The 25,773-nt window shown below is 70.5% G+C and carries 23 protein-coding genes and 1 pseudogene; 13 read left to right on the top strand and 11 right to left on the bottom strand.

Going from position 1 to position 25,773, the window contains the following annotated elements; genetic code table 11:
* Positions 1-124: 124 nt before the first annotated feature.
* Genes FZ046_RS20780 through FZ046_RS20770 form a run of 3 tightly spaced genes read left to right on the top strand, consistent with a single transcriptional unit; the run spans position 125 to position 5,758 of the window.
* Complete coding sequence (locus FZ046_RS20780) at positions 125-1,666, top strand: DUF3375 domain-containing protein (protein WP_083298294.1); 1,542 nt, start codon at positions 125-127, stop codon at positions 1,664-1,666.
* Positions 1,663-2,385: a DUF4194 domain-containing protein gene (locus FZ046_RS20775; RefSeq protein ID WP_070353777.1), complete on the top strand. Its 723-nt coding sequence runs from the start codon at positions 1,663-1,665 to the stop codon at positions 2,383-2,385. Before FZ046_RS20780 ends, FZ046_RS20775 begins: the two co-directional genes overlap by 4 nt.
* Complete coding sequence (locus FZ046_RS20770; RefSeq protein ID WP_070353811.1) at positions 2,378-5,758, top strand: ATP-binding protein; 3,381 nt, start codon at positions 2,378-2,380, stop codon at positions 5,756-5,758. Before FZ046_RS20775 ends, FZ046_RS20770 begins: the two co-directional genes overlap by 8 nt.
* A 3-nt stretch (positions 5,759-5,761) precedes the next feature.
* Here FZ046_RS20770 and FZ046_RS20765 read toward each other — a convergent pair whose 3' ends face one another.
* Positions 5,762-6,283: a COG4315 family predicted lipoprotein gene (locus FZ046_RS20765; RefSeq protein WP_246182827.1), complete on the bottom strand. Its 522-nt coding sequence runs from the start codon at positions 6,281-6,283 to the stop codon at positions 5,762-5,764.
* Between the two features lie 87 nt (positions 6,284-6,370).
* On the bottom strand, positions 6,371-6,667 hold the full coding sequence (locus tag FZ046_RS20760) for a hypothetical protein (RefSeq protein WP_070353812.1): 297 nt from the start codon (positions 6,665-6,667) through the stop codon (positions 6,371-6,373).
* Positions 6,668-6,761: 94 nt separating this feature from the next.
* On the opposite strand from FZ046_RS20760, the gene FZ046_RS20755 reads away from it, so the two are divergent.
* Both FZ046_RS20755 and aceA read left to right on the top strand, forming a co-directional pair.
* Positions 6,762-6,989 (top strand): hypothetical protein, encoded by a 228-nt coding sequence (locus FZ046_RS20755; RefSeq protein ID WP_070353779.1) that lies wholly within the window; start codon positions 6,762-6,764, stop codon positions 6,987-6,989.
* Positions 6,990-7,118: 129 nt separating this feature from the next.
* A pseudogene (aceA, locus tag FZ046_RS28185) lies at positions 7,119-9,413 on the top strand (isocitrate lyase ICL2).
* Position 9,414: 1 nt separating this feature from the next.
* On the opposite strand, the gene FZ046_RS27485 reads toward aceA, so the two are convergent.
* Complete coding sequence (locus tag FZ046_RS27485) at positions 9,415-9,558, bottom strand: hypothetical protein (protein WP_170292453.1); 144 nt, start codon at positions 9,556-9,558, stop codon at positions 9,415-9,417.
* A gap of 116 nt (positions 9,559-9,674) precedes the next feature.
* Between FZ046_RS27485 and FZ046_RS20745 the strand changes: the two genes are divergently transcribed.
* Positions 9,675-10,352 (top strand): alpha/beta hydrolase family protein, encoded by a 678-nt coding sequence (locus FZ046_RS20745; protein ID WP_070353813.1) that lies wholly within the window; start codon positions 9,675-9,677, stop codon positions 10,350-10,352.
* A gap of 46 nt (positions 10,353-10,398) precedes the next feature.
* Here FZ046_RS20745 and FZ046_RS20740 read toward each other — a convergent pair whose 3' ends face one another.
* Positions 10,399-11,730, bottom strand: a complete 1,332-nt coding sequence (locus FZ046_RS20740) for an APC family permease (protein WP_070353780.1) — start codon at positions 11,728-11,730, stop codon at positions 10,399-10,401.
* 114 nt (positions 11,731-11,844) lie between these two features.
* On the opposite strand from FZ046_RS20740, the gene FZ046_RS20735 reads away from it, so the two are divergent.
* Positions 11,845-12,246 (top strand): nuclear transport factor 2 family protein, encoded by a 402-nt coding sequence (locus FZ046_RS20735; RefSeq protein WP_070353814.1) that lies wholly within the window; start codon positions 11,845-11,847, stop codon positions 12,244-12,246.
* Positions 12,247-12,249: 3 nt separating this feature from the next.
* A complete protein-coding gene (locus FZ046_RS20730) occupies positions 12,250-13,632 on the top strand; it encodes an NAD(P)/FAD-dependent oxidoreductase (protein ID WP_407664425.1) in 1,383 nt (460 codons plus the stop codon).
* Here FZ046_RS20730 and FZ046_RS20725 read toward each other — a convergent pair.
* Genes FZ046_RS20725 through FZ046_RS20710 form a run of 4 tightly spaced genes read right to left on the bottom strand, consistent with a single transcriptional unit; the run spans position 13,600 to position 15,984 of the window.
* A complete protein-coding gene (locus FZ046_RS20725; RefSeq protein ID WP_070353781.1) occupies positions 13,600-14,712 on the bottom strand; it encodes a spore photoproduct lyase family protein in 1,113 nt (370 codons plus the stop codon). The two genes, FZ046_RS20730 and FZ046_RS20725, sit on opposite strands and share 33 nt — an antisense overlap.
* Positions 14,713-14,763: 51 nt before the next feature.
* The gene (locus FZ046_RS20720; protein WP_070353782.1) at positions 14,764-15,177 is read right to left on the bottom strand and encodes a GlcG/HbpS family heme-binding protein; all 414 of its coding nucleotides are present in this window, start codon (positions 15,175-15,177) and stop codon (positions 14,764-14,766) included.
* 10 nt (positions 15,178-15,187) lie between these two features.
* Positions 15,188-15,643 carry an SRPBCC family protein gene (locus FZ046_RS20715; protein WP_070353783.1) on the bottom strand — a complete coding sequence of 152 codons (456 nt, stop codon included), beginning with the start codon at positions 15,641-15,643 and terminating at the stop codon, positions 15,188-15,190.
* On the bottom strand, positions 15,640-15,984 hold the full coding sequence (locus FZ046_RS20710) for an ArsR/SmtB family transcription factor (RefSeq protein ID WP_070353784.1): 345 nt from the start codon (positions 15,982-15,984) through the stop codon (positions 15,640-15,642). Before FZ046_RS20710 ends, FZ046_RS20715 begins: the two co-directional genes overlap by 4 nt.
* 79 nt (positions 15,985-16,063) lie before the next feature.
* Between FZ046_RS20710 and FZ046_RS20705 the strand changes: the two genes are divergently transcribed.
* A complete protein-coding gene (locus FZ046_RS20705) occupies positions 16,064-16,837 on the top strand; it encodes a DUF899 domain-containing protein (protein ID WP_070353785.1) in 774 nt (257 codons plus the stop codon).
* A 3-nt stretch (positions 16,838-16,840) separates the two neighbouring features.
* Here FZ046_RS20705 and FZ046_RS20700 read toward each other — a convergent pair whose 3' ends face one another.
* Both FZ046_RS20700 and FZ046_RS20695 read right to left on the bottom strand, forming a co-directional pair.
* Complete coding sequence (locus FZ046_RS20700; protein ID WP_070353786.1) at positions 16,841-18,301, bottom strand: FAD/NAD(P)-binding protein; 1,461 nt, start codon at positions 18,299-18,301, stop codon at positions 16,841-16,843.
* A 45-nt stretch (positions 18,302-18,346) separates the two neighbouring features.
* A complete protein-coding gene (locus FZ046_RS20695) occupies positions 18,347-18,751 on the bottom strand; it encodes an NYN domain-containing protein (RefSeq protein ID WP_070353787.1) in 405 nt (134 codons plus the stop codon).
* Positions 18,752-18,833: 82 nt separating this feature from the next.
* Between FZ046_RS20695 and FZ046_RS20690 the strand changes: the two genes are divergently transcribed.
* Entirely contained in the window at positions 18,834-21,209 is a 2,376-nt protein-coding gene (locus FZ046_RS20690) for an ATP-binding cassette domain-containing protein (protein ID WP_070353788.1), read from the top strand.
* Between the two features lie 729 nt (positions 21,210-21,938).
* On the opposite strand, the gene FZ046_RS20685 is transcribed toward FZ046_RS20690, so the two are convergent.
* A complete protein-coding gene (locus FZ046_RS20685; protein ID WP_070353789.1) occupies positions 21,939-22,958 on the bottom strand; it encodes an NADP-dependent oxidoreductase in 1,020 nt (339 codons plus the stop codon).
* A 47-nt stretch (positions 22,959-23,005) separates the two neighbouring features.
* Here FZ046_RS20685 and FZ046_RS20680 point away from each other — a divergent pair, with 47 nt between their 5' ends.
* From FZ046_RS20680 to FZ046_RS20670, 3 genes are read left to right on the top strand one after another with little or no spacing between them, the layout of a single operon-like run.
* Entirely contained in the window at positions 23,006-24,616 is a 1,611-nt protein-coding gene (locus FZ046_RS20680; protein WP_083298296.1) for a class I adenylate-forming enzyme family protein, read from the top strand.
* Positions 24,617-24,649: 33 nt separating this feature from the next.
* Positions 24,650-25,201, top strand: a complete 552-nt coding sequence (locus FZ046_RS20675; RefSeq protein WP_070353791.1) for a class I SAM-dependent methyltransferase — start codon at positions 24,650-24,652, stop codon at positions 25,199-25,201.
* Positions 25,202-25,211: 10 nt separating this feature from the next.
* Complete coding sequence (locus tag FZ046_RS20670) at positions 25,212-25,769, top strand: TenA family protein (protein ID WP_070353816.1); 558 nt, start codon at positions 25,212-25,214, stop codon at positions 25,767-25,769.
* The last annotated feature ends 4 nt before the right edge of the window (positions 25,770-25,773 follow it).

Raw genomic sequence — 25,773 nt, 5'->3', positions numbered from 1 at the left:
CTGTCCGTCACATCCGCCTCAGTTGTCTCAGCCCCGGGTGTCGGGTGGGCGCTCGCGGCCGCCGTGACTACTGTGGGGCGGCCCGGCACTCGGTGCCGTGCCCGGTGCAGCAGTGAGGAGACGCGTGGACGACGAGGTGACCCCGGCGGCCGCCGACCTGCTCGACCGCAACCGCGAGATCCAGGGCTCCCCGACCATCCGCCTGCTGTCGACGCAGAACTTGGGCGTCATCGCGACCCTGATGGAACGTCACCTCAGCGGCGGCGTGGTGCCCGAGACCGAACTCGTCGTGTGGCTGGAGCGCGACCTCGACGAACTCGGCCACCCCGACGGGCAGACCGGCCTCGCGCTCATCAAGTCGTGGGCCAGCCAGGGCTGGCTGCACCGCGTCGCCGACCAGCGCACCGGCGTCGAACGCAACCTCTGCTACCTCACCCAGGACGCGCGCCGGGCGCTCGACTTCGTGCGCGGCATGCGGCGCCAGGACACCATCGCGACCGGCGGGTCCATCACCGGCATCGCGTCGCGGCTCAAGCAGGTCGCCCTGCGCGTCGGCTCCGATCCCGACCGGGTGCGCGCGGGAATCGAGGCCGAGATCGCCGCGCTGCGCGCCGAACTCGACGCGCTCGACGCCCGCCAGGAGGACGCCCGTGACGACGCCTCCGATGGGGCCTCCGATGACGCCCTCGACGACGCGTACGCCGGGCACCGGCTGGGTGAGACCGACCTGACCGACGTCTACGACGAGGCGCGGGCCATTGCCCTGCAGATGGAACGGCTCATCACCGACATCGGCCAGTACGGCACGATGATCGAGCAGGCCACCGCAGCGCTCGACGAGCCGATCGACACCAACGTCGAGTACCGCGACCGGCAGCGCCAGATGTACGCCGACTACCAGGCCGCCTGGGACTCGCAGGGCCGCGACAGCCACCGGGCGTTCCTGCGCATGATCAACGACCCCGACCAGCGGGCCGACTTCGAGGCCGACGTCGCCGCGGTCGCCGGGGCACTGCCCGCCCTGGACCCCGCGCTGCGGCGCGTCATGGCCGGCTTCTTCGAACTCGTCGGCCATCAGATCGACGAGGTGGAGCGCATCCAGCAGCGCTGTGCGCAGCGCGTCAAGCGGTTCACCGCATTCGGCACGCTCGAGCAGAGCCGGGGCGTCGCCCGCCAGCTGAACGATGCGATCGGCGCGGCGCGGACGCTGTTGAAGACGTCGCTGATCGACTCCCGGATCGACGTCGAAGTGCCGCTCGCCCGGCACGCGATCAGCTCCGTGGGAGCGCTGAGCTTCCGCATCGGCGACCTGTCCCACCCGCGTCCGGCCGCCGCAGCCCAGGGCGAGGTGGACCTGACGAGCTTCGCGGCGCTGACCACCCAGGTCGACGCACCCGCGATGTCCGACATGATCAACGACGCCATCGCCCGCGGGCCGCTTGCGCTGCCCGACGCGGTGGACATGCTCGCCGCCGAGGGGCAGGGCGCCTACCTCGGCCACGTCATCGTGCTGTGGTCCTGGGCGCTGAAGCAGCCGCACGCCGACCGGACGCCGGAGCCGGTGACGGTGCGCTTCCGCTCCCTCGACGGCCGCGACCGTGCGATGGAGGTCCCCCGACTCGTGTTCACCGAACCCGTCTCGACCGTGCTGAGCGCCGCCTCGTGACCGCCGATCCGCAGACCGACCGCGACGTCGACTTCTCCTCGCTGCCCGAGGTCGACCAGACCGCGCGCGCCCCGCATCAGCGCCGCCCGCGGTTCGAGGGAGACGTCAGCGAGTTGCCCGACCGCGCCTGCTGGGCCCTGCAGCACCTGTTGACCCGCCGCTACATCAGCGCCGAGAGCGACCGCGACCTCTATGGCTGGGTGCTCGAGTACCGCGCCCCGCTGACCGTGCGGCTGTCCGAACTCGACCTGCTGCTGCGCGTCGTCGAGGTCGGCTACGACGGCGGCGGCGTCGCCTTCGTCGAACAGGCCCGCTACGAATCCGCGCGCGGTGTGAAGCTGCTGCGCCGGGAACCGCTGGGCACCTACGACTCGATCCTGGCGCTGCACCTCGCACAGATGATGCGGGCGTCCGGCGGACAGAGCGTGCTGATCAGCCGCGAGGAGGTGCACGGCCTGTTCGCCGGGGTGCTCAACGACGTCGACCGCGATGCGGTCACCTTCGCCGCGCGCATCGACGGCGCCATCGCACGGCTGACGTCGCTGGAGATCCTGCGTCGCAGTCGCGACGACGAGGACAGCTACACCGTCAGCCCCGTGATCTCGGCGGTGATGACCGCGTCGGTGATCGCGGAGCTGCAGCAGCAGTTCGAGAGCTTGCTGAGTGGCGGCGGCCAGACCCCGCGCGACCACGACGAGGAAGGAGATCGCGATGACTGAGCAGTTCCACCTGTCGCGGCTGCAGGTGATCAACTGGGGCGTCTTCGACGGCTACCACTCCATCCCGTTCAGCGCCGGCGGCGCGCTGATCGCCGGCGCGTCCGGAAGCGGCAAGTCCTCACTGCTGGACGCCATCTCCCTGGGCTTCCTGCCGTTCAACCGGCGCAACTTCAACGCCTCCGGCGACAACACGGCCGCCGGGTCGAGCGCCGGACGGCGCACCGTCGACAAGTACGTCCGCGGCGCCTGGGGCCAGCGCAGCGACGGGGGCACCAGCCGGGTGATGTACCTGCGCGGCGACGGGACGGCGTGGTCGGCCATCGCGGTCACCTACGCCAGCACCGGCGGCCGCACCGTCACCGGTCTGGTGCTCAAGTGGCTCACCGGCGAGTCGCGGTCGGACTCGTCGAGCCGCTTCGTCCTCGCCGACGGCGACCGCGACATCGAGGACGTCTGCAACCGTTGGGCGGCAGGCCGTTTCGACGCCGGGGTGTTCAAGACCGACGACTGGCGGTTCTCGACCAAGGTGGAGTCGCAGTACCTCGCCCAGCTGTACGCCACGATCGGCATCCGCGCCTCCGACGCCGCCCAGCAGCTGCTCGGCAAGGCGAAGTCGCTCAAGAGCGTCGGTGGGCTCGAGCAGTTCGTCCGCGAGTTCATGCTCGACGAACCCGACAGCGTCGCGCGACTGCCGGAGGCGCTCAAGCAGATCGATCCCCTGGTCGACGCCCGCGAGCTGCTGGCCGTTGCGCAGCGCAAGCGCAAGATCCTCGGCGACATCGAGGCGATTCAGCAGCGCTACGCACTGGAGTCCTCCGACCTCGGCATCATCGACCTCGTCGACCAGCCGATGGTGCGCGCCTGGACCGACCACGTCCGCCTCGCGCAGTGCCCGGCGCAGATCGCCGCGCTCGACACGACCATCGACCAGCTCGGCAACGAGTACGAGGACGTCACGCGCCAGCTCAATCTGGCCAAGGCCGAGGGTGATTCGCTCAACGCCCAGATCAGCGGATCGAGTGCCAGCATCGGGCCGCTGCAGTCCCAGGTCGCCGCCGCGGAGGCGGAGGCCGAGGAGGTCACCCGCCGCCGCGCCGCCTACGAGGCCATGCTCGCCGCCCTGGACCTCGACGTGCCCGAGACGGCCGACGAGTTCTGGAATCTGCGCGAGGACCTGACCGCGCAGATCACCGAATTACTGGCCACCCTCGACCGCGGTCGGGAAGCCTCCACCGACGCCGAGTACGCCCAGAAGGTGGCCCGCATCGCCCGCGACGATGCCGCCAAGGAACTGCGCCGCGTCGAACACGTCGGTTCCGCGCTGCCCGAGTCGGCGATCGCGATGCGCGACATGATCTGCGCGGCAATCGGCATCGACCCCGCCGACCTGCCCTACGTCGCCGAGCTGATGGACCTGCGGCCCGACCAGAGCCGGTGGCGCATCGCGGTGGAGAAGGTGCTGCGCGGCGTCGGTCTACGCCTGCTGGTGCCCGACCGGCACCACGCCGCCGTGCTCCGCTTCGTCAACGAAACCGACATGCGCGGCCGGCTGCAGCTGCACCACGTGCGGGCCAAGCTGGTCGGCGCCACGCCGGTCGAGGCGGAGCCGAACACGTTGGCGGGCAAGCTCTTCGTCGTCGACCCGACGCACGTATGCGCGGCCGAGGCCGCCGACCTCGTCGCCGCGGCGGGCGACCACGTGTGCGTCGACACCCCGGAGGTGTTCGCCCGGTTCCGGCGGGCCGTCACCGACACCGGGCTGTTCAAGGACTCCGACCGGCTCGCGGTGAAGGACGACCGCCGGGCGCTGCGGCAGTCCGACTACATCTACCAGGGCGACGTGCGGGCCAAGATCGACGCGCTGACCGTCGATCTGGCCGCCGCCGAGGAGGCCTACCAGGCCGCCCGCCGCGCCGCCGACGACATCGCCGCGCAGCGGCAGCGGATGCGCGACCGCGCGACGGCGTGCAAGGCGATCTGCGACCAGTTCCCGCAGTGGAACCACGTCGACGCCGACACCGCCGACGGCCATGCCGACCGGCTGCGCGAGCAGTTCGAACTGCTGCTCGCCGACCACCCGGACATCGAGGCGCTCACCGCGCGGGCCGACCGGGTGTGGGAGGAGATCCAGGCGCTGATGACGCGCCGCGGTGCGACGCAGACCCGCCGCGACGACCTCGACGGTCGCCGCACCCGGCTGCTCGAACTGCAGGAGCGCCTCGCACCGGCGTTCGTGTCCGAGCCGCTGACCGAACTGCTCGACCGGTACGCCGGCCAGGTACCGGTGACCCTGGAGCTGCTCAACCCGGAACCGCACCGCGATGCGGTGTTCGCGGCCATTCGCCGTGAGCGCGAACAACTCCGGGAGAACCGCAGGCGGTCCTACGACGAGCTGGCCCGCATCCTCAACACCTTCGACACGGCGTTCCCCGACGCCATCCCCAACGACAGCGACGTCTTCGACGAGCGGGTGCACGACTACGTCGCCCTGTGCCGCCACATCGACGAACGCGAGCTGCCGGACGCCTACGAGCGGATGATGCGGCTGGTGACCGAGCAGGCACCGGACGCGATCCTGACGCTGCACCGCATCGCCGACCAGGAGGCACGGCGGATCAGCGAGCAGATCGACCGGGTGAACACCGGACTCGGGTCGGTGGAGTTCAACCGCGGCACCCGACTGACGCTGCGCGCGACCCAGCGGAGTCTGACCGCGGTCGCCGAGTTCACCGACGTCGTGCGGGCCATCTCGCGGCGGATCGCCGAGGTGGGCCTCGGGGACAAGCAGGCGATCCTCGACCAGTACGCCGACATCCTGCGGCTGCGCAACCGGCTGGCGTCCACGGCACCCGAGGACCGGGCCTGGACGCGCGACGCACTGGACGTGCGGAACCGGTTCACGTTCGACTGCGCCGAATGGGACGTCGCGAGCAGTGAGCTGATCCGCACGCACAGCAATGCCGGCGACAACTCCGGCGGCGAGCAGGAGAAGTTGATGGCGTTCTGTCTCGCCGGCGCGCTGAGCTTCAACCTGGCCGCGCCCAGCGCCGCCGGAGGCGTTCCGGACAACACGCCGGTGTTCGCGCAGCTGATGCTCGACGAGGCGTTCTCCAAGTCCGATCCGCAGTTCGCGCAGCAGGCGCTGCAGGCGTTCCGGAAGTTCGGCTTCCAGCTGGTGATCGTGGCGACGGTGCAGAACGCCACCACCATCCAGCCCTACATCGACAGCGTCGTCATGGTGTCGAAGCGGGAGGCGACCGGACGCGACGCGCGGCCGGTCGCCACGGTGGTGACGAAGACGATCTCCGACTTCACCGCGCTGCGTCAGGAACTCCGGTCCGCCGACCGTGACCGGGTGCCCGCCGGCGTCTGACCGTCAGCCGAGTACCTGGCCGTCCTTGGTGAGGACGTGCCATTCGCCGCCGAACAGGTCGAGGCCCTGGCCCTTGGCGTCGCGGTCGGTCGCGTCGCCGGCGTAGTGGTACAGCGGGTGCCCGCGGTAGGTCACCTGCTGCCCACCGTCGCGGCGCGCCACGGTCCGGGCGGCGGCCACGTCGATGCCGATGCCGCCGGCGGGATCGCCGGTCGCCAGCACCGGCAGCCACGTGGCGGCGCAGGCGTCATAGCAGGTGGGTTGACCGTCGGGATCGCGGGAGAACGCATACACGGTGCGGCCGGTGCCGTCGACCAGGATGGCGCCGAGGTCGCCGCGGTCGTCGCTGGCCAGGGAGACGTCGCCGACCGACGGCTTCGCGTCGGTCGCCGGGATCGGGTTCGGCGTGGTGGTGGCGTCGGTGCGCGGCGCGGCGACCGAACTCTTGGTGGTGGCCTCCGGCTGCTCGGTCCTGTCGTTCTCGATGGCTGCGCACCCGGTCAGTCCGGTGGCGAGCACCGCCACGGTTGCGCACAGTCGGAGGGGACGCGGGGACGGGCGTACGGGCATGTCGTGTCGTTTCCACTCGCGAGGCGTTTCGAAACGCCGGTCTCAGGACGGGGGCTCGTCGACGAGCGTCTCCCACCGGGCGCGTCGCTCGTCGGCGCTCTGCTCCCACCACGGTGGGGTGCCGCGCTCGCCGAGCGCGACCTTGGCGGCGTTGACGCCGGCGCGCGCGGCCGCCTCGCCGTCGGTGCCCTTGGTGCGCTTCACCTCGCGTCGCCACGCCATGAGGATCCGCACCAGTTCGGTACGGCGGTCGGGCGGGACGTCGGGATCGGTGGCGCGCCACTTGCGCCCGTGGATGACGACGTAATGCCCGTCCGCGGTGCGCTCCGGTTCGGCCACCGGGCGAGTGTAGGACGCCGCCACTTCCCGGATGTCGGCCTCGGGTGTCGGGTCGGCGGGTGTCGGGTCGCGGCAGGTGGGTACGCCGTCGGGCATGAGTGAATCGGACTGGCAGGTGGTCGCCGCCACGGCGCACAACCCGGGTGACCCGGCCGACGGTGCGGCCGAAGAGGTGCTCGCCCGCAGCGACGAGGCCGAGGCGCGCCGCGTCTACACCGACACCGTGGCGACCGCCGCCGAGCACGGCTACGCGTGGGTGACGCTGCGCGCCGGCGACCGCGAGGTCGACCGCTGGCCCGCCGCCACCGGCTGGACGGTCTGACCCCGTCCCCCCGTCCCCTCGCCGCCGGTTCCCTTTCGGCGAAAATGGGCGTTCCGGTTTGGGGCGGCGCGGCGGCGATAGACTCGAATTCCCATCGCCGGACGCACGCTCAACGAGGAGCAGGAACCCATGGCACTCGACGCCGACGCCGCCAGCGCAGCCGCCCAGACCCCGTTCGACCGGCAGGTCGCCGCGGTGCAGGAGTACTTCGACAGTCCCCGTTTCGAGGGCATCGTCCGGCTGTAGTCGGCGCGCCAGGTGGTCGAGCAGCGCGGCACGATCCCGAGCGACTACGTGGTGGCGCGCGAGGCGGCCACCGCGTTCTACCCGCACCTGCGGGAGCTGTTCGCGCAGAAGCGGTCGATCACGACGTTCGGCCCGTACTCCCCCGGCCAGGCCGTGGTCATGAAGCGCATGGGCATCGAGGGCATCTACCTCGGTGGCTGGGCGACGTCGGCCAAGGGGTCGATCAGCGAGGACCCGGGACCCGACCTCGCGAGCTACCCCCTGAGTCAGGTGCCCGAGGAGGCCGCAGGCCTGGTGCGCGCGCTGCTCACCGCCGACCGCAATCAGCACTACCTGCGCCTGCAGATGACCGAGGAGCAGCGCGCGGCGACGCCGGCATACGACTACCGCCCGTTCATCATCGCCGACGCCGACACCGGTCATGGCGGAGATCCGCACGTACGCAACCTGATTCGCCGCTTCGTCGAGGCCGGCGTGCCGGGTTACCACATCGAGGACCAGCGGCCCGGCACCAAGAAGTGCGGCCACCAGGGCGGCAAGGTGCTGGTGCCGTCCGACGAACAGCTCAAGCGCCTCAACACCGCCCGCTTCCAACTCGACGTGATGGGCGTGCCGGGCATCATCGTGGCGCGCACCGACGCCGAGGCGGCCAACCTGATCGACAGCCGGGCCGACGAACGCGACCAGCCCTTCCTGCTGGGCGTCACCAACCTCAAGATCCCGTCGTACAAGGCGTGCTTCCTGGCGATGATGCGGCGGTTCTACGACCGCGGCGTCACCGAACTCAACGGTCACCTGCTCTATGCGCTGCCCGACGGCGAGTACGCCACTGCGCAGGCGTGGCTGGATCGTCAAGGGCTCACCGACGTCATCGACGACGCCGCGGCGGCGTGGCTGGACGGCCGTGCCTCGTCGGTCGACGCGGTCTACGACGAGGTCGAGTCGAAGTTCGTCGATGTGTGGCAGGTGGATTCGGGCCTGCAGACCTACGGCGAGGCGGTCGCCGAACTGCTCGAGTTCCGCGACCGCGAGGGCGAGAGCGCGTCGATGAGCGTCGAGGAGTGGCGCCGCTTCGCCGAGAGCGCCCCGCTGTACACCGCCCGGGAGAAGGCCCGCGAGTTGGGCGCCGATGTCGCCTGGGACTGCGAGCGTGCGAAGACGCCCGAGGGCTATTACCAGGTGCGCGGCGGCATCCCGTACGCGATCGCGAAGTCGTTGGCGGCCGCGCAGTTCGCCGACATCCTGTGGATGGAGACCAAGACGGCCGACCTCGCCGACGCCCGGCAGTTCGCCGACGCCATCCACGCGGTGTACCCCGACCAGATGCTGGCCTACAACCTGTCGCCGTCGTTCAACTGGGACACCACCGGCATGACCGACGACGAGATGCGGGCGTTCCCCGAGGAACTCGGCAAGATGGGGTTCGTCTTCAACTTCATCACCTACGGCGGCCACCAGGTCGACGGCGTCGCCTGCGAGGAGTTCGCGACGTCGTTGCGGCAGGAGGGCATGCTGGCGCTGGCCCGGCTGCAACGCAAGATGCGCCTCGTCGAATCCCCCTATCGCACACCGCAGACGCTCGTCGGCGGGCCGCGCAGCGATGCGGCACTGGCGGCGTCGTCCGGCCGGACCGCCACGACGAAGGCCATGGGCAAGGGGTCCACCCAGCATCAACATCTGGTGCAGACCGAGGTGCCGAAGAAGCTCCTGGAGGAGTGGCTGGCACTGTGGAGTGAGCATTACCAGCTCGGCGAGACGCTGCGCGTGCAGCTCCGTCCCCGCCGCGCGGGTTCCGACGTGCTGGACCTGCAGATCCTCGGCGACGGCGACGACCCGTTGGCGAACGTCGTGGTGGACCCGATCAAGGACCGGCACGGCCGCAGCATCCTGACCGTGCGCGACCAGAACACGTTCGCCGAGAAGTTGCGGCAGAAGCGCCTGATGGACGTAATCCACCTGTGGCTGATCCACCGCTTCAAGGCCGAGATCGTGTACTACGTGACGCCGACCGAGGACAACATCTACCAGACCGACAAGATGAAGTCGCACGGCATCTTCAGCGACGTCTACCAGGAGGTCGGCGAGATCATCGTGGCCGACGTGAACCAGCCGCGGATCGACGAGCTGCTGGCCCCGGACCGCGAGGCCCTGACCCGGCTGATCCGCAAGGAGGACTGACTCAGTCGCGGGTTGGCGGGCGCTGCGGCTTCCCGGGTGGGGCCGGTGCGTAGCCGCCGTCCTCGGGTTGCAGCTCGGCCGAGCCGTCGTCCTCCTCCGCGGCGAGGTGCTCCTCGTGTTCGCGCGGGCCTCCCGGTGCCGTCATGGCGATCCCTTCGTCGGTGCGTGCTCGCGCTCGACTACCCGAAGCGGCGGCGGGTCAACCGACGGCGGGTTCCCCGTCGGGAGCATGGGTCGACGCGATCCGGGAACCCCGTGTCGGTGACCACCTTCGAGTACTCCCCCGGCCTGGGCGTCGACGCCTACGGCGAGCACACCGCGCCGACCGTGCTGCTGTGGCACGGCCTGCAGCGCCACTCCCGCGCGGCACTCGGTCCGCTGGCGGAGGCGCTGGCGGCGCGCGGCCTGCAGGTGGTGGTGCCGGACTGGGATGCCCGCGCCGAGGACCGCGGTCGCAGCGCCCTGTTGGCGTCGGTCGAGTTCGCGCAGCGCCGCGCCGCCGAGCCCGCGGGCCTCGTCGTCGTCGGGTGGTCCATGGGAGGCGCCGCCGCGGCGGGGTTGACGCTGGGCGCGGACCGGCTCGGGGTCCCGGTCGCGCACACCGTGACATTGGCGGGAGCGTTCATGGCCGACGACCCGTTCACCGGCGTCGCGCTCGACGACGTGCTGCGCTCCTCCTCGGCGGCGCGGACGCCGTTCACGTTGCTGCACGGCGTCGCCGACGACGTCGTCCCGACCGAGACGAGCCGGGTGTTCGCCGAGCAGTTGCAGGCGTGCGGCCGCCGGGCCGAGTACGTGGAGCTGGCGGCCGATCACGGGTCGATCGCCGGTGCGCGGTTCGATCCGTCGGCCGACCGCTACGACCCGTCCGACGATCCGCGGACGCTGGCGGTGGCGGACGACGTCGCCTCCCGGATTGCGACAGCGGCAGGCCGCTAGAAGTGCATCAGCGGCGGGCCACTGAAACAACTGCAGCGGCGGGCCGCTAGCTCGTCCGGCGGGCGTCGGCGCGCACCGGCAGGTAGAGCACGGCGCCCACGGCGAGCAGGATGGCCGCGAACAGCCAGACCTTGGCGCTCTGCTGCGTCAGCAGCAGGATGCACGACGCGACGCCCAGGACCGGTACCACCGTCCACACCCGGAAGTGCGGGTGATCGACGTGGTCGCGGCGCAGCACCAGCACGGCGACGTTGGTGGAGATGAACACGAATAGCAGCAGGAGCACCACCGTCTCGGCGAGCGTCGACAGGTCGCCGATCAACGTGAGCAGCATGGCCACCACCGTCGTCGCGACGATCGCCACCCAGGGCGTACGTCGTTGCGGCAGAATACGACTCAACACGGCAGGCAGGAGCCCGTTGTCGGCCATGCCGTAGGTGAGCCGACTGGACATGATCATGGTGAGCAGGGCGCCGTTGGCGACGGCGACCAACGCGATCGCGCTGAACAGCCAGTCCGGAACCGCGACGCCGGACGCGCCGACCACGGCGAGCAGCGGCCCCGAGGACTCGGCCAGCTCGTCGGGCGACAGGGCGATGGCGCTGGCGATGCCAACGAGGGCGTACACCACCCCTGCGGTGATCAGCGCGCCGAACAGCGCCCTCGGGTACACCTTGCTCGGGTTGCGGATCTCCTCGGCGACGTTGGCCGACGTCTCGAAGCCGACGAAGGAGTAGTAGGCGACGATCGCGCCGCCGAGGATGGCCAGGGCCGGTGTGGCGCCCTCGGGGAATTGGCCGATGCGGCTGACGTCGCCGCGGCCGCCGCCGACCATGATGGCGACGACGACGATGACGATGAGCAGGCCGCTGAGTTCGATGACGGTCATCACGACGTTGCTCTTGAGCGATTCGCTGATCCCTCGCGCGTTGAGGCAGGCCACCAGGGCGAGGAACACGATGGCCGCCGGGACGGGCGGCACGTCGACGAACGTCGACAGGTAGTCACCGGCGAAGGCCAACGACAGTCCGGCGGCGCTGGTGACGCCCGCGGCGAGCATGCAGAAGCCGACGAGGAAGGAGACCCAGGGCTTGCCGAAGGCGCGCTCGGCGAATACCGCCGCACCGCCGGCCCGCGGGTACTTGGTGACCAACTCCGCATACGAGCCGGCCGTCAGCAGCGCCAGCAGCAGCGCCGCGACCAGCGGTGCCCACAGCACGCCGCCGACGTCCTTCGCAAGCACCCCCATCAGGGCGTAGATGCCCGCGCCGAGAACGTCGCCGAGGATGAACAGGAACAGCAGCGGGCCGGTGATCCTGCGGGCGAGCTTGCCCGTACTGCCGGCCTCCACGGCGTTGGCTGGCGCCTCCGATGTCATGTGTCCTCCGCGGGTGTGCCGGTCGACGAATCGAGCGGGATTACCCGGTTCGGCGCCGGCTAAGCCTGCCGACCGGTCGGTGTGAGCGACGGTCCGGCGGGTATGCGGGTCGGTATGCACGACATCGCACAGCGGTTCGTCACCGCACTCGAAGAGTTGCACAGCAGCAAGGACGCCGGTCCGATCGCCGACCTGTTCGCCGATGACGCCACGCTCAGCAAGGTCGGCGTGCCGCACGAGGAGAAGGGCAAGGACGGCGCACGGACGTTCTGGCAGCAGTACCGCGAGGTGTTCGACGAGATCTCCTCGGACTTCAGCCACCAGGTGACCGACGAGGGCATCGCGTACCTGGAGTGGACCAGCAAGGGCACGCTGCGGGACGGCACGTCCTTCACCTACGACGGCATCAGCGTGCTGGAGGGTGCGGAGGATCAGATCAACGCCTTCCGGACCTACTACGACACGGCGGCGTTCCTGCAAACGGACGCCACGCGGGGACGCCTGGCGGAAGATTAGGCCGTGGTGAACGACGGACGTCCCAAGGTCCTGATCATCGGCGGTGGCTTCGGCGGACTGTTCTGCGCCCGGCGGTTCGGCAAGCTCGACGTCGACGTCACCCTGCTCGATCGGGCCGCGTGCCACGTCTTCCAACCGTTGCTCTACCAGTGCGCGACCGGCACCCTGAGCATCGGTCAGATCAGCCGCTCGCTGCGCGAAGAGCTGGCCGACCACCACAACGTCACGACCTTGCTCGGCGAGGCCGTGCGCCTCGACCCGACGGCGCGGCAGGTGACCGCCCGCCGGCCCGACGAGACCACCTTCACCCTGGAGTACGACTACCTGGTGATCGCGGCCGGGATGCGGCAGTCCTACTTCGGTCGCGAGGAGTTCGCCGCATGGGCGCCGGGGATGAAGACGCTCGACGACGCGCTGAGCATCCGGCGCCGGGTGTTCGCCGCCTTCGAGATCGCCGAGACGCTGCCACCGGGACCGGAACGCGACGGCTGGCTGACGTTCGTCGTCAGCGGCGGCGGGCCGACGGGCGTCGAACTCGCCGGACAGATCCGGGAACTCGCGACCCGCGCGCTGGCCAATGAGTTCCACGAGATCGAACCCGAGGAGGCGCGGGTGCTGCTGTTCGACGGCGGCGACCGCGTACTGAAGAGCTTCGCGCCGGCGCTGGCCGGCCGGGCCGCGGACATCCTGAAGAAACTCGGCGTCGAGATGCACTTCGGGGTGCACGTCACCGACGTACGCCGCGACGGCGTCACGGTGACGCGCAAGGGTGGCGGCCCCAGTGAGGACTACGCCGCCCGCACGGTGCTGTGGACCGCCGGTGTGGAAGCGGTGCCCTTCGCCCGGCACGCCGCCGAGGTCCTGGGCGCCACGACCGACCGTTCCGGGCGCGTCGCGGTCAACCCCGACCTGTCGGTGCCGGGGCATCCCGAGGTGTTCGTTATCGGCGACCTCGCGGGCCGCGACGGGTTGCCCGGGGTGGCGGAGAACGCCATGCAGGGCGGCCTGCATGCGGCCGCGTGCATCCGGCGCGACCTCTCGGCCCAGCCGCGCAAGGACTTCCGCTACCGCGACCTGGGGTCGGCGGCGTACATCAGCCGCGGCCACGCACTGCTGCAGGCCGGTCCGGTCAAGTTCACCGGGCTGCTCGGATGGCTCAGTTGGGGCTTCATCCACATCGCGTTCCTCACCGGCGTGCGCAACCGCTTCAGCACGGTGACGACGTGGATGGCATCGATCGCCCGGGCGAACCGCAGCGACCGCACGTTCATCCTCGGCGGCTCTGGGCATCCGGAGGAGCCGTACACCTGGGAGTCGCCCGTGCACCAGGGCCACCACAGCACCCGCGACGGGTCAGAACGCGTACCGGATTCGGCAGCTGGGTAGCTTCTGGGCCACCAGGTCGGTGAGTTCGTCGACCCAGCGGCGCTTCCACGTCGTCTTGTAGCGGACGTTCCACTGGCCGTTCTGGCTGCGCTTGAGCTGTTGCAGGTCCGGACGCCACAGCAGGTCCTCGCCCTTGGGATGCCAGCCGAGGTTGACGTCGTGCAGTTGCTCGTTGTGAGTCAGGAAGATGACCTCGGCGGCCAGCTGCGCCTTGGTGCGCTCATTGGTGCCGTCGGCGATCTGGTCGAGCAGCTCGGCCCAGTCCGCCAGCCAGTTCTCGTGCACGATGACGGGGCTGAAGTTGAGGTGCACCTCGTAGCCCGCCTCCACGAAGTCGTCGATCGCGGCGATGCGGTCGGCGATCTTCGACGTGCGCACGTCGACCACGCGGGAGGTCTCCGCGGGCATCAGGCTGAACCGCACGCGAGTGCCGCCGCGCGGGTCGTAGTCCAGCAGGTCGCGGTTGACCAGCTTGGTCGCGAAGCTGGCCTTGGCGTTGGGCAGGCGACCGAACAGCTCGACGAGGTCGCGGACGTTGTCGGACACCATCGCGTCGACCGAGCAGTCGCTGTTCTCGCCGAGGTCGTAGACCCAGTCCACCGGGTCGCACTGGTTGGGCACGGACTTGACGCCCTGGCGGCCGGCGTGGCGTTCGAGGTAGCCGAGGATCTGCTCGATGTTGGCGAACACCGTGATCGGGTTGGCGTAGCCCTTGCGTCGCGGCACGTAGCAGTAGGAGCACGCCATGGCGCAGCCGTTGGCGGTCGACGGGGCGATCCAGTCGCTGGAGCGCTCGTTGCGGCGGGCCGAAAGGCTCTTCTTCTCGCCGAGGACCAGTACTTCGCGCTTGTTCTTCACCCAATCGCCGACGTTGCCCTCGTTGCCGTAGAGGCCCGGAATGGCCTGGTGGGACAGCACTTCGATGCGTTCGGCGTCCGGGTAGCGGGCGAGCACCTCGCGCGCCCGGGCGAAGCGGTCGATGTTCGGTTCGTGGTAGATCCGGTTGACGTCGAGGAGTCGGTCGGCCAGATCGGCCGGCGTACGGCGCGGCGACTCGACGTCGTCTGTCGATGGCTGCATGGCACGTTCAACGGCGCGGTTCTCCAGGCGGTTCCGGATTCCGCGGGAACGTCACGAGTGCGTTTGCTCTCCGTCGATCGCCGCCACCCCGAGTGCGGCGCAGGCCTCGTCGTCGCTGGTGGCGGCGCCGCTGACGCCGACACCGGCGACCACCTCACCGTCGTGGAAGACGGGCAGCCCGCCGCCGAAGATGACGAACCGTCCACCCGCGGTGGCGTGCAGGCCGTACAGCTCGCCACCGGGGGCGGCGAGCCGGGCCAGCTCGGAGGTGGCGATGCGGTTGGCGACGGCGGTGTAGGCCTTGTCGACGGCGAGCGTCGGTCCGGCGATCTCGGCACCGTCCATCCGCCCGAACGCGACGAGGTTGCCGCCGGCGTCCACCACGGCGGCCGACACCAGGACGCCGCGCCGTCGGGCTTCGGCGTGGGCGGCGGCGATGGCGCGCAGGGCGGTGTCGAGCGTCATGGCGGTCAACCTACGTGCCGGGGTCCGACCGTGTCCGCACGAGCGCGCCGGCGAGCTGGTCGGCGACCACCGACCACCCGTCGTGGTGGTCGTCGAACCCCTCCGGCGGCAGCAGTCGGTGCTCGATGGTCATCAGCGTCTCGTCCGCACCGCTCGGCGTGAACGACACGTCGACGACGCTTGCGGCGGTCGGATCGGCCCACCCGGAGTGACTCCAGGTGAACGAGAGGCCGTGCGGCCGGTCGAGGCGCAGGAAGCGACCGATGATGAGGACGAGCGCGCCGGCGTCGTCGACGTCGAATCGCACCGTTCCCCCGACGCGCGGTTCGACGACGATGGCGACGCAGCGTGAGGGGCGCGGACACATCCAGTCGGCCAGCGATTCGGGGTCGAGCCAGTGGTCGAACACCACCTCCGGCGGCGCCGGCAGCACGCGCCGCACGCGGGCGACCGACTCGTCGGTCACCGGTCGCGCTTCGCGAGCCGCCGGGCGAGCGCATCGGCACGGGTCGACCAGAACGCCGTCTGCTGGTCGAGCCACGCACTCGCCGCCGAGAGCGCCTCGGGTTGGACGGACAGCCAGTGTTCCCGGCCCCGCACTTCCCGGTGCACCAGACCGGCGGCCTCCAGGACGCCGACGTGGCGGGAGACGCCGGCGAAGCTCATGGGCAGCGGCTCGGCGAGGTCGCTGATGCGGGCGTCGCCGCCGCGCAGCGTCTCGAGCATCCACCGCCGCGTCGGGTCGGCCAGCGCGGCGTAGGTGCGGTCCAGCGTCGGGTTCGCCGGGGATACCGAACGTTCAATCATTCCGTTGACTATAGCGGCATGACGTGTTGTGCTGGGCGTCATTCATTGAACCAATACGTTGAACGATGAGGAGTCGAGGATGGAGTTGCCGGAGATCGTCTCGGCGCAGCAGTGGGAGGACGCCAGAGCGCGACTGCTACCGGCGGAGAAGGAGTTCACCCGGGCGCGGGACGCACTCGCCGCGCGGCGACGCCGGATGCCGTGGACCCCGGTCGAGAAGGACTACCGCTTCGACGGCCCCGACGGCGAGGTCGGCCTGCTCGACCTGTTCGATGGGCGTCGCCAACTGCTGGTGTACCGAGCGTTCTTCGATCCCGACCTCGACGGCTGGCCCGATCGCGGGTGCGTCGGATGCTCGCTGATGGCCGACCACGTCGGACATCTGGCGCACCTCAACGCGCGGGACACCACCCTGGTCTACGCCTCGCGCGGTGGTCAGGCCGAACTTCAGCGCATCACGCAGCGGATGGGTTGGCGGCACCCGTGGTTCACCATCCTGCCGTCGGCGGGGATCGAGTTCGACGTCGACTTCGGTGTCCGCGACTGGCACGGCACCAACGCCTTCATCCGTGACGGCGACCGGGTGTACCGCACCTACTTCGTCGACGCGCGCGGCGACGAGGCGTTCGTCGCGACGTGGGCACTGCTGGACGTGACCGCGCTGGGCCGACAGGAGACGTGGGAGGACTCCCCACCGGGATATCCGCAGACCCGCCCCTACGAATGGTGGTGTCGCCACGACGAATACGGCGTGCGCGAGCCCACACGCTGGTTCGGCGATCCCGACCCCAGTGACCCGCGGGACCCCCGTCCCCCGCGTCCCGCCGAGAGCGGTGACCACTGCTGCCGGTGAGCGTCACAGCATGTGCTCGAGCAGTGCGAGGGCCCGGTCCTCGTCGTCCTGGTGCACCCGGTCGAGCACGGTCTCGGCGACCCGGCGCGCCTGCCCGCGCAGTTCGGGCACCGCGACCGTCTCCCAGTAGGTGCCCTTCAGTAGCGGTCCCAGCACCAGCAGTGCCGGCGAGCGGTCACCGGTGGCCGTGACGGCGGTGTGGTCGCCCGCCACGCGGACACCGAGATCGACGTCGTCCGGTGCGATCATGCCGCTGTGCAACAGGTTTCGTAGCAGCGTCGACCGGGTGCGGGTGAGCCGGCTCGACGGGCCGGTCGCGTTGACGACCAGATCGCCCTCGAGACTCGGACCGCCGGCGAGCTGGGTCACGATGCGCCCGTCGACGGCGTGGACGCGGTCGATCGCCGCGGCGTGCACCTGGAGCTGACCGGTCAGTTGCGCCTGAGTCACCTGGCCATGGATCTCCGGTGCGATCCGGTGTCGATGGACGTTCCAGCGGGCGGCGTGTTCGGTGGCGAACGCGAGCCGCTCCTCACGGGTGAAGCCGCGCCACAGCCGCTGGGTGTACGGCCGCAGCTTGTCGACGATGATCGCCGGATGCGCATTGCGTTCGTGCAGGCGCGTGCAGTGCTCGTTGACCAGGGCCACCAGACCGTCCAAGCCCAGTGCGCCGAGGTCGAGGCCGGCCGGCGGGAACTCGGGGTACTCGATGCCCCGGAAATGGCCGTGCGGGAACCATCCGTGCCGGGACACCGCGTGGATGGGGCCCGCCCACCCCACGGCGCGCAGCGTGACGATGACGTCGACGGCGGTGAGCCCGGTACCGAGGATGACCACCGCGCCGTCGTCTGTTGGCAGGCGGTCCTCCCACGGCCGCCACGGATCGGCCACCCATGCCGGGTGCTCCGCCACGTCCTCGGCACCCGGCAGGCCTGCGGGCGTCTCGTTGCCGGTGGCGAGTACGACGCGGTCGGCGGCGATCGTCGTCCCGTCGGCCAGCCGCACCACGCCGTCGGCGTCGACGTCGACGGCCTCGCCGGTCACGAACGTCGCCGAGACCGGCGCCCGCTCCCCCGGGCTGCGCAGGTGATGGTGCACGATCGCCGCGAGGTAGTCGCCGTAGATCTGGCGGGGAATGAAGCTCTCCCGCAGGGCGACCTCCGGAGTTGCCGCGTACTCCGAGCGGGTCCGCAGCCACTGCAGGAAGTGGTCCGGCTCGTCGGGGAACGCCGACATGTTGCGCGCCGCCACGTTGAGCAGGAACTCGGGTCGTCGTTGCGCGTAGGCCGTACCGCGGCCGACCGTCTCGACGGGGTCGATGACCGTCACGTGCAGCGGGTCGTCGGCGAGGCGGGCGAGGTTCACCGCGGTCATCGCGCCGCTGAACCCGCCTCCGATGACGGCGACGTGCGGGAAGGGGATGGTCACGGCGTCGACTCGCAGGGCATCATCCGTGGTTACCATCGAAGGCCGTCCTCGTCACGGGTTGGACGACGCCGTGGTCGAAAGTCAATGCGGACCCGCGTCGGGCGGCGGATCGACCAGATCGCGGAACGCCTTGGCCGGAAACGTCGCGGCGCCGGCGGCGGCGACGCGCTCGATCAGCCCGGCGTCGGAGGTCACGACTCGCAGGCTCGCCGGCTCCGGGTCCGCGGACACGCGCCGTACGATCTCGTCGTCGGCGGAGTTCGGCGCGGGCGACGGGGCCCACCCGACGTCGACGCGTCCCGAACCGGACGACGGGTCGAGCGGCGCGCGCGGCGGCCGTTCGAGCACGACGGTGACCCGTTCGTCGTGCGCCTCGGCCCACCGCGCGACGGCGTCGAGCAGCGCCACGGTCGCGGCATGGCGGTCGCGCCACCATCCGTCGGGCCGCGAGCCGATGACGTTCATCGCGTCGACGATCCACCGCACGCCGACGACCGTACGTGCTAGGCAAGCTTGATCCCGCGTGGCACGATCGCCCGCGTGGCGAGCATTCCCGAGGTGCGCTGAGGTGGCGTCGGTACGCAGTGGCAGGACGGCCGCCGACGGTCACGACGTCATCCGCGTGACGGGCTCGCGGGTCAACAACCTCCGCAACGTCGACGTCGAGATCCCCAAGCGTCGGTTGACGGTCTTCACCGGCGTGTCCGGTTCGGGCAAGAGTTCCTTGGTGTTCGGCACCATCGCCGCCGAGTCCCAACGACTGATTAACGAGACCTACAGCGCGTTCGTCCAGGGCTTCATGCCGTCGTTGGGCCGGCCCGACGTCGACGTGCTCGAGGGCCTGACGCCGGCCATCATCGTCGATCAGGAGCGCATGGGCGCCGATCCGCGCTCGACGGTCGGGACGGCGACGGACACCGGGGCGATGCTGCGGATTCTGTTCAGCAGGCTCGGCGACCCCCACATCGGGTCGCCGCAGGCGTTCTCGTTCAACGTCGCGTCGATCAGCGGTGCCGGTGCGGTGACCGTCGAGCGCGGCGGGACGACGGTCAAGGAGCGCCGCGAGTTCAGCATCACCGGCGGCATGTGCCCGCGCTGCGAGGGGCGCGGCGCGATCAACGACATCGACCTGACGGCCCTCTACGACGAGACCAAATCACTCAACGACGGCGCGCTGACCATTCCCGGCTTCAGCATGGACGGCTGGTACGGCCGGATCTTCCGCGGCTGCGGCTTCTTCGACCCGGACAAGCCGATCGCCAAATTCACCAAGCGCGAGCGTGATGCGCTGCTGTACAAGGAGGCGACGAAGCTCACCATCGACGGCGTCAACCTGACCTACCTCGGGTTGATACCGCAGATTGAGAAGTCGTTCCTCGCCAAGGACGTCGAGGCGATGCAGCCGCACATCCGGGCTTTCGTCGAGCGTGCGGTGACCTTCACGACGTGCCCGGACTGCGACGGCACGCGACTATCCGAGCTCGCCCGCTCGTCGACGGTCGCGGGGCGGAACATCGCCGAGGTGTCGGCGATGCAGATCACCGATCTCGCCGAGTGGGTTCGGGGCATCGGCGACCGGTCGGTGGCGCCCCTGCTCGACGCACTGCGGCGCACGCTCGACTCCTTCGTCGAGATCGGGTTGGGCTACCTGTCGCTGGACCGACCGACGGGCACGCTGTCGGGTGGAGAGTCGCAGCGGGTGAAGATGATTCGTCATCTCGGGTCGGCCCTGACCGACGTGACCTACGTCTTCGACGAGCCGACGATCGGCCTGCATCCGCACGACGTCGCCCGGATGAACGACCTGCTGTCAAGGCTGCGGGACAAGGGCAACACCGTGCTGGTCGTGGAGCACGAGCCGGAAACGATCGCGATCGCCGACCACGTCGTGGACCTCGGCCCGGGTGCTGGGGCGGGCGGGGGCGAGATCGTCTTCGAGGGGACCGTCGCCGGACTGCGGCGCAGCGGTACGCGCACCGGAAGGCATCTCGACGACCGGGCGGCGTTGAAGACCTCCGTGCGTCGGGCGACCCAGGTGCTCGAGGTGCGTGGGGCGAACGCGCACAACCTGTGCGACGTCGACGTCGACATCCCACTGGGCGTGCTGACCGTCATCACCGGTGTCGCGGGTTCGGGCAAGAGTTCGCTGGTGCACGGGTCGGTGGCCGGTGTCGAGGGTGTCGTCACCGTGGATCAGGCGCCGATTCGCGGATCGCGACGGAGCAATCCCGCGACCTACACCGGGCTGTTGGAGCCCATCCGCAAGGCCTTCGCGAAGGCCAACGGCGTCAAACCGGCGCTCTTCAGCGCGAATTCGGACGGTGCCTGCCCGAACTGCAAGGGCGCAGGCGTGGTGTACACGGATCTGGCGATCATGGCCGGCGTCGCCGCGCCGTGCGAGGTGTGTGAGGGCCGGCGGTTCGACGCGTCGGTGCTGGGATACCGGTTCGGTGGGCGGGACATCAGCGAGGTGCTCGCGATGTCGGTGGACGAGGCCGCGGTGTTCTTCGGCGACGGTGAGACGTCGACGCCGAAGGCCCGGGACATCCTCGATCGGCTCGTCGACGTCGGCCTGGGATACCTGACGCTCGGGCAGCCGCTGACGACGCTGTCGGGCGGTGAGCGGCAGCGGCTGAAGCTGGCCTCGCACATGGGCGACAAGGCCGCTCGGGTGTACGTGCTCGACGAGCCGACGTCGGGGCTGCATCTCGCCGACGTCGAGCAGCTCCTCGGGCTGCTGGACCGGTTGGTCGACGGCGGCAAGTCGGTGCTGGTGATCGAGCACCATCAGGCGGTGATGGCGCACGCCGACTGGATCATCGACCTCGGCCCGGGCGCCGGCCACGACGGTGGCCGGGTGGTCTTCGAGGGCACGCCCGCCGACCTCGTCGCCGACCGGTCCACGCTCACCGGCCGGCACCTCGCGGAGTACGTGGGCGCCTGAAGGCGGGGTCCTGCAACCGAGCTGGCGGCGCGGTCCCGTCGTCCGGAGAAGTGCTTCTCGATTGCCCGCCTCTGCGCGACAACTCGCGACAACGCGCATATAGAGGATTCGCGAGGGTCTTGGCTTCGGCGGTCGGGGTTTCGAGACCCGTCGCCGGGAGGAGTGCTTCTCGATTGCCCGCCTCTGCGCGACAACTCGCGACAACGCGCATATAGAGGGTTCGCGAGGGTCTTGGTCCGCCGCGCCGGGGTTTCGAGACCCGTGCCCGGAAGAGTGCTTGTCGATTGCCCGCCTCTGCGCGACAACTCGCGACAAGCCCGTGCGCGGGTAGTAATTGTCGCGAGTTGTCGCTCGAAGATGGGCATTCAGACAGGGACTTTCCGGAGCTAGCCTCGACCGCGGCCGCCCAAGGGGGCCGCCTGTCCCGGATTGGTGTCGGCGGCCGCCGGCTCACACCGCGACGTGCATTGTCGCGAGTTGTCGCTCAGAGGCGGGCGTTCGAGACACCGACCCTCTAAAGCTAACCTTGACCGCGGCCGCCCAACGGGGCCGCCTATCCCGGATTGGTGTCGGCGGCCGCCGGCTCACACCGCGACGTGCATTGTCGCGAGTTGTCGCTCAGAGGCGGGCATTCGAGACATGGACCCTCTAAAGCTAGCCTCGACCGCGGCCGCCCAACGGGGCCGCCTATCCCGGTCCTGCGACCCGGGGGTCACGCGCATCCTGCGCTCAGCGGGTGGTCGGCGCGCCGACCTCGACCAGCATCTTGCCGATGTTCGCGCCGGTGAACAGCCCGTTGAGCGCGTCGACGCACGCCTCGACACCGTGGTACACCGTCTGCCGGTGCTTGAGCAGCCCGTCCTGCTCCCAGCGGCGCAGCGCCGTGAACGCCTCGTCGAACCGCCCCCACTGGTCGAGCGCGTTGAACCCCTCCATGCGTGCCGTCTTCGCCAGCAGGTTGACGTAATTCGACGGACCGGGGTGCCTGCCGTCGAGGTAGCTCGAGATCACCCCGCACAGCACGACGCGGGCGTTGCGGGCCAGCCGCCCGAGCACGGCGTCGAGGATCGGGCCGCCGACGTTGTCGAAGTAGACGTCGACCCCGCGCGGACAGTGCTGCTTCAGCGCCGCGGCGATGTCACCGGCGCGGTAGTCGATGCACGCGTCGAACCCGAACGACTCGACGACTGCCCGGCACTTCTCCGGACCGCCGGCGATCCCCACCACCCGCGCGCCGTGCACCTTGGCGATCTGCCCGGCCACGGATCCCGTCGCGCCGGCGGCCGCCGACACCACCACGGTCTCCCCCTCGCGGGGCCGGCCGATGTCCATCATCCCGAAGTACGCAGTGGCACCGGTGGGCCCGTACACCGACATGATCGCCAGTTGATCGGTCAGTCCCGGCATCGGCGTCGAGAAGAGATCGTCGCGGATGACGCAGTACTCCTGGAACCCGGACAGCGTCGTCACCACGTCACCGACGGCGTAGGCGTCGCAGCGCGTCGCCACCACCTCGCCGATGCCCGCGGCCCGAATCACCTCGCCGAGCCCGACGGGCGGCAGGTACCCGGGCTGGTCGTTCAGCCACGTCCGCACCGCGGCGTCGATGCCGACGTAGGTGTTGCGCAGCAACGCCTCACCGTCGGCCAGTTCGGGCAGGGGCGCGGAGACGAGTTCGACGTCCTCGGGCACCACCAACCCCACCGGCCTGCGCCGCAGGACCACCTGACGATTCGTCGACTCGGGCACGCCGTGACGCTACCCAGAAAGCACGCCGTATCGGCGAGAATGCCAGCGTGACCGCCCACGCACTCACGGTGCCCGCCCTGCTGCACCGCATCGCGCGGGACCACGGCGATCATCCCTACGTCATCACCCCCGACGCCGCCCCCGACGACCGCCTCACCTACGCCGACGCCGAACGACGCTCCGCGCACCTGGCCCGCTTCCTGCTATGGCGCGGCATCGGCAAGGGCACCCGCCTCGGCCTCTACTTCCCCAACGGCACGCAGTGGGTGACGTGGTGGCTGGCCGCGTCCCGCGTCGGTGCGCTGGTGATACCGCTCAGCACGCTGTACCCGCCGGCCGAACTCGCCAGGGTGCTCCGGCTCAGCGACGTCTCGACCCTCGTCGCCCCGCGGCGCGTGCTCGGCATCGACGTCCCCGCACGCCTCGAAGGCGCCCTCGACGGGCTGGCCGGCCAACGGGCCGACCGGATCGCCCTGCCGGCCGCGCCGCATCTCCGGTCGATCGTGCTCACCGGCGCACCCGCCGATTGCCCCGGCTGGGCCACCGCCGCGCCGGCCGGGGGGATCTCAGAGCGAAGTTTGGTCTCACCCGATGTGCTCGCCGCCGCCGAGGCCGAGGTCTCCCCTGCCGACCTCGCCGTGATGGTGCACACCTCCGGGTCCACCGCCGACCCCAAGGGCGTGCTGCACACCCACGGCACCCTGACGCGCCAGACCGCGACCTGGCCCGCCGCCATCCGCGCGGTGACCGGCAATCCAGGGCCGCCAAAGGTGCTGTGCGCGATGCCCTTCTTCTGGATCGGCGGATTGCTGGCGACCACCGGTGCACTGCACGGCCCCGTCACCGTGCTGGTGCAGCCCAACCTCGACCCCGGCGTCGCGCTGGACCTCGTCGAGCGGGAGCGCGCCACCGGCGTCATCGGCTGGCCCGCGTTCACCCAGCGCCTGCGCGACCACCCCACCTTCGCCGACCGCGACCTGTCGAGTGCACCGCTGTTGCGTGACGGTCCGCTCGACATCGCCATGGTCGACGTCCCGGACGGCTACCCGGTGCACCGCACGATGTCCGAGACCGCCGGCGGCTTCGCGCACACCGAGATGGCGATCGTCGACGAAACCGGCGGCCCGGTTCCCGACGGCGAGGTCGGCGAGCTGCTCGTCCGTGGCGTCGGCGTCATGGCGGGCTACAACAAGCGCGAACGCGTGGACACCTTCGACGCCGACGGCTGGTACCACACCGGCGACCGCGTCTACCGGCGCACCGGTGACCCGCGGCTGTTCTACGTCGGCCGCACCGGCGACATGATCAAGTCCAGCGGTGCCAACGTGTCACCGCTGGAGGTCGAGGCCGTCGTCGAGCGCTTCGACGACGTCACGCAGTGCGTCGTCGTCGGCCTCGACCACCCCGAGCGCGGTGAGGAGGTCTGCGCCGTCATCGTTCCCGCAGCGCCTTCCACAACGCCATCCACAACGCCAACCACACCGCAAGCCGCAGCCGCGGATCTCACCGCACGCACGCGTGCCCAGCTGTCCGTCTACAAGGTGCCGACGCGGTGGTTCCGTGCGGCCGCCGACCAGATCCCGACGCTGCCGAGCGGCAAGCTCGACCGCAGGACGGTCCGCGCGCGCGTGCGCGAGGGCGCGTTCGACGCGCTCTGAGCCGACGACCACGACGGCACTAGGCTGGCCGCGATGTCGGACGCCGATCGGATGCGCTGGGACGAGCGGTACGCCGCACGGACGCCGTCACCGGGCGTGGTGCCCCGGCCGCCGGAGTGCTTCGCCGCCGTCGCCGACGAGTTCCCGACCGGCGGGCGTGGTCTCGAGATCGCCTGCGGCACTGGTGTCGTCGCGGTCTGGCTGACGCTGCGCGGCATCGAGGTCACCGCCGTCGACGTCTCGCCGGTGGCCATCGACTGCGCTGCGGCACTCGCTCGCCGCGTCGGCGTCGACGACCGCTGCCGGTTCTCCGTCGCCGACCTCGACGACGGACTGCCGCCGGGACCACCCGTCGACGTCCTGGTCTGCCAGCTGTTCCGCGACCCGCGCCTCGACGGTCCGATCGTCGAACGGTTGGCGCCGGGCGGCCTGTTGGCGATCTCGGTGCTCAGCGAGGTCGGAGCGACGCCCGGCCGCTTCCGCGCCCGCCCCGGCGCGCTGCCCGCGGCCTTCGGCGGACTGCACGTCGTGACGGCCGGGGAGTCCGATGGACGAGCGTGGCTGCTGGCCCGACGGACCCGATAGGGTGCGCGACGTGCTCGACGACCTGTGGACCGCCGCGACCCGCCACCCCTTCCTCGACGCCGTCCGCGAGGGCACCATCACCGCCGACGCCTTCGATCGCTGGCTGGCGCAGGACGTGCTCTTCGTCGCCGATCTGCTGTGGTTCCAGGCCCGGCTGCTGGCCCGCGCGCCGCGCAGTTCGCAGCGGGTGCTCGCCGGCGGCTGTGCGGCCCTGGTGGACGAACTCGACTGGTTCGACGAGCAGGCCGCCCGTCGTGGCCTCGACCTCGGCCAGCGGGCGCTCGACGCGACCCTCGCCTACCGCTCACTGCTCGAGCGGCTCGACGCCGCTCCGTTCGACGACGCGGTCACCGCGTTGTGGGTGCTGGAACGGGTGTACCTGCTGGCGTGGACCACCGCGACGTCGCCGTCGTCGCCGCTGCGCGAGTTCACCGAGCACTGGACGCATCCCGGTTTCGCCGACTACGTCGAGCAACTCGGCGCCGTCGCCGTGCCGTCGGGTCGAGACGAGCTGATCGCCGAGGTGCTCACCCTCGAGGTGGCGTTCTGGGACATGGCGCTGCGCTGAACCT

Origin of the sequence: Mycolicibacterium grossiae, assembly GCF_008329645.1 — a bacterium.
GTDB classification, from domain to species: domain Bacteria; phylum Actinomycetota; class Actinomycetes; order Mycobacteriales; family Mycobacteriaceae; genus Mycobacterium; species Mycobacterium grossiae.
Note: the sequence above shows the minus strand (reverse complement) of the source record. Positions and strands in the feature narration are given on the sequence as shown.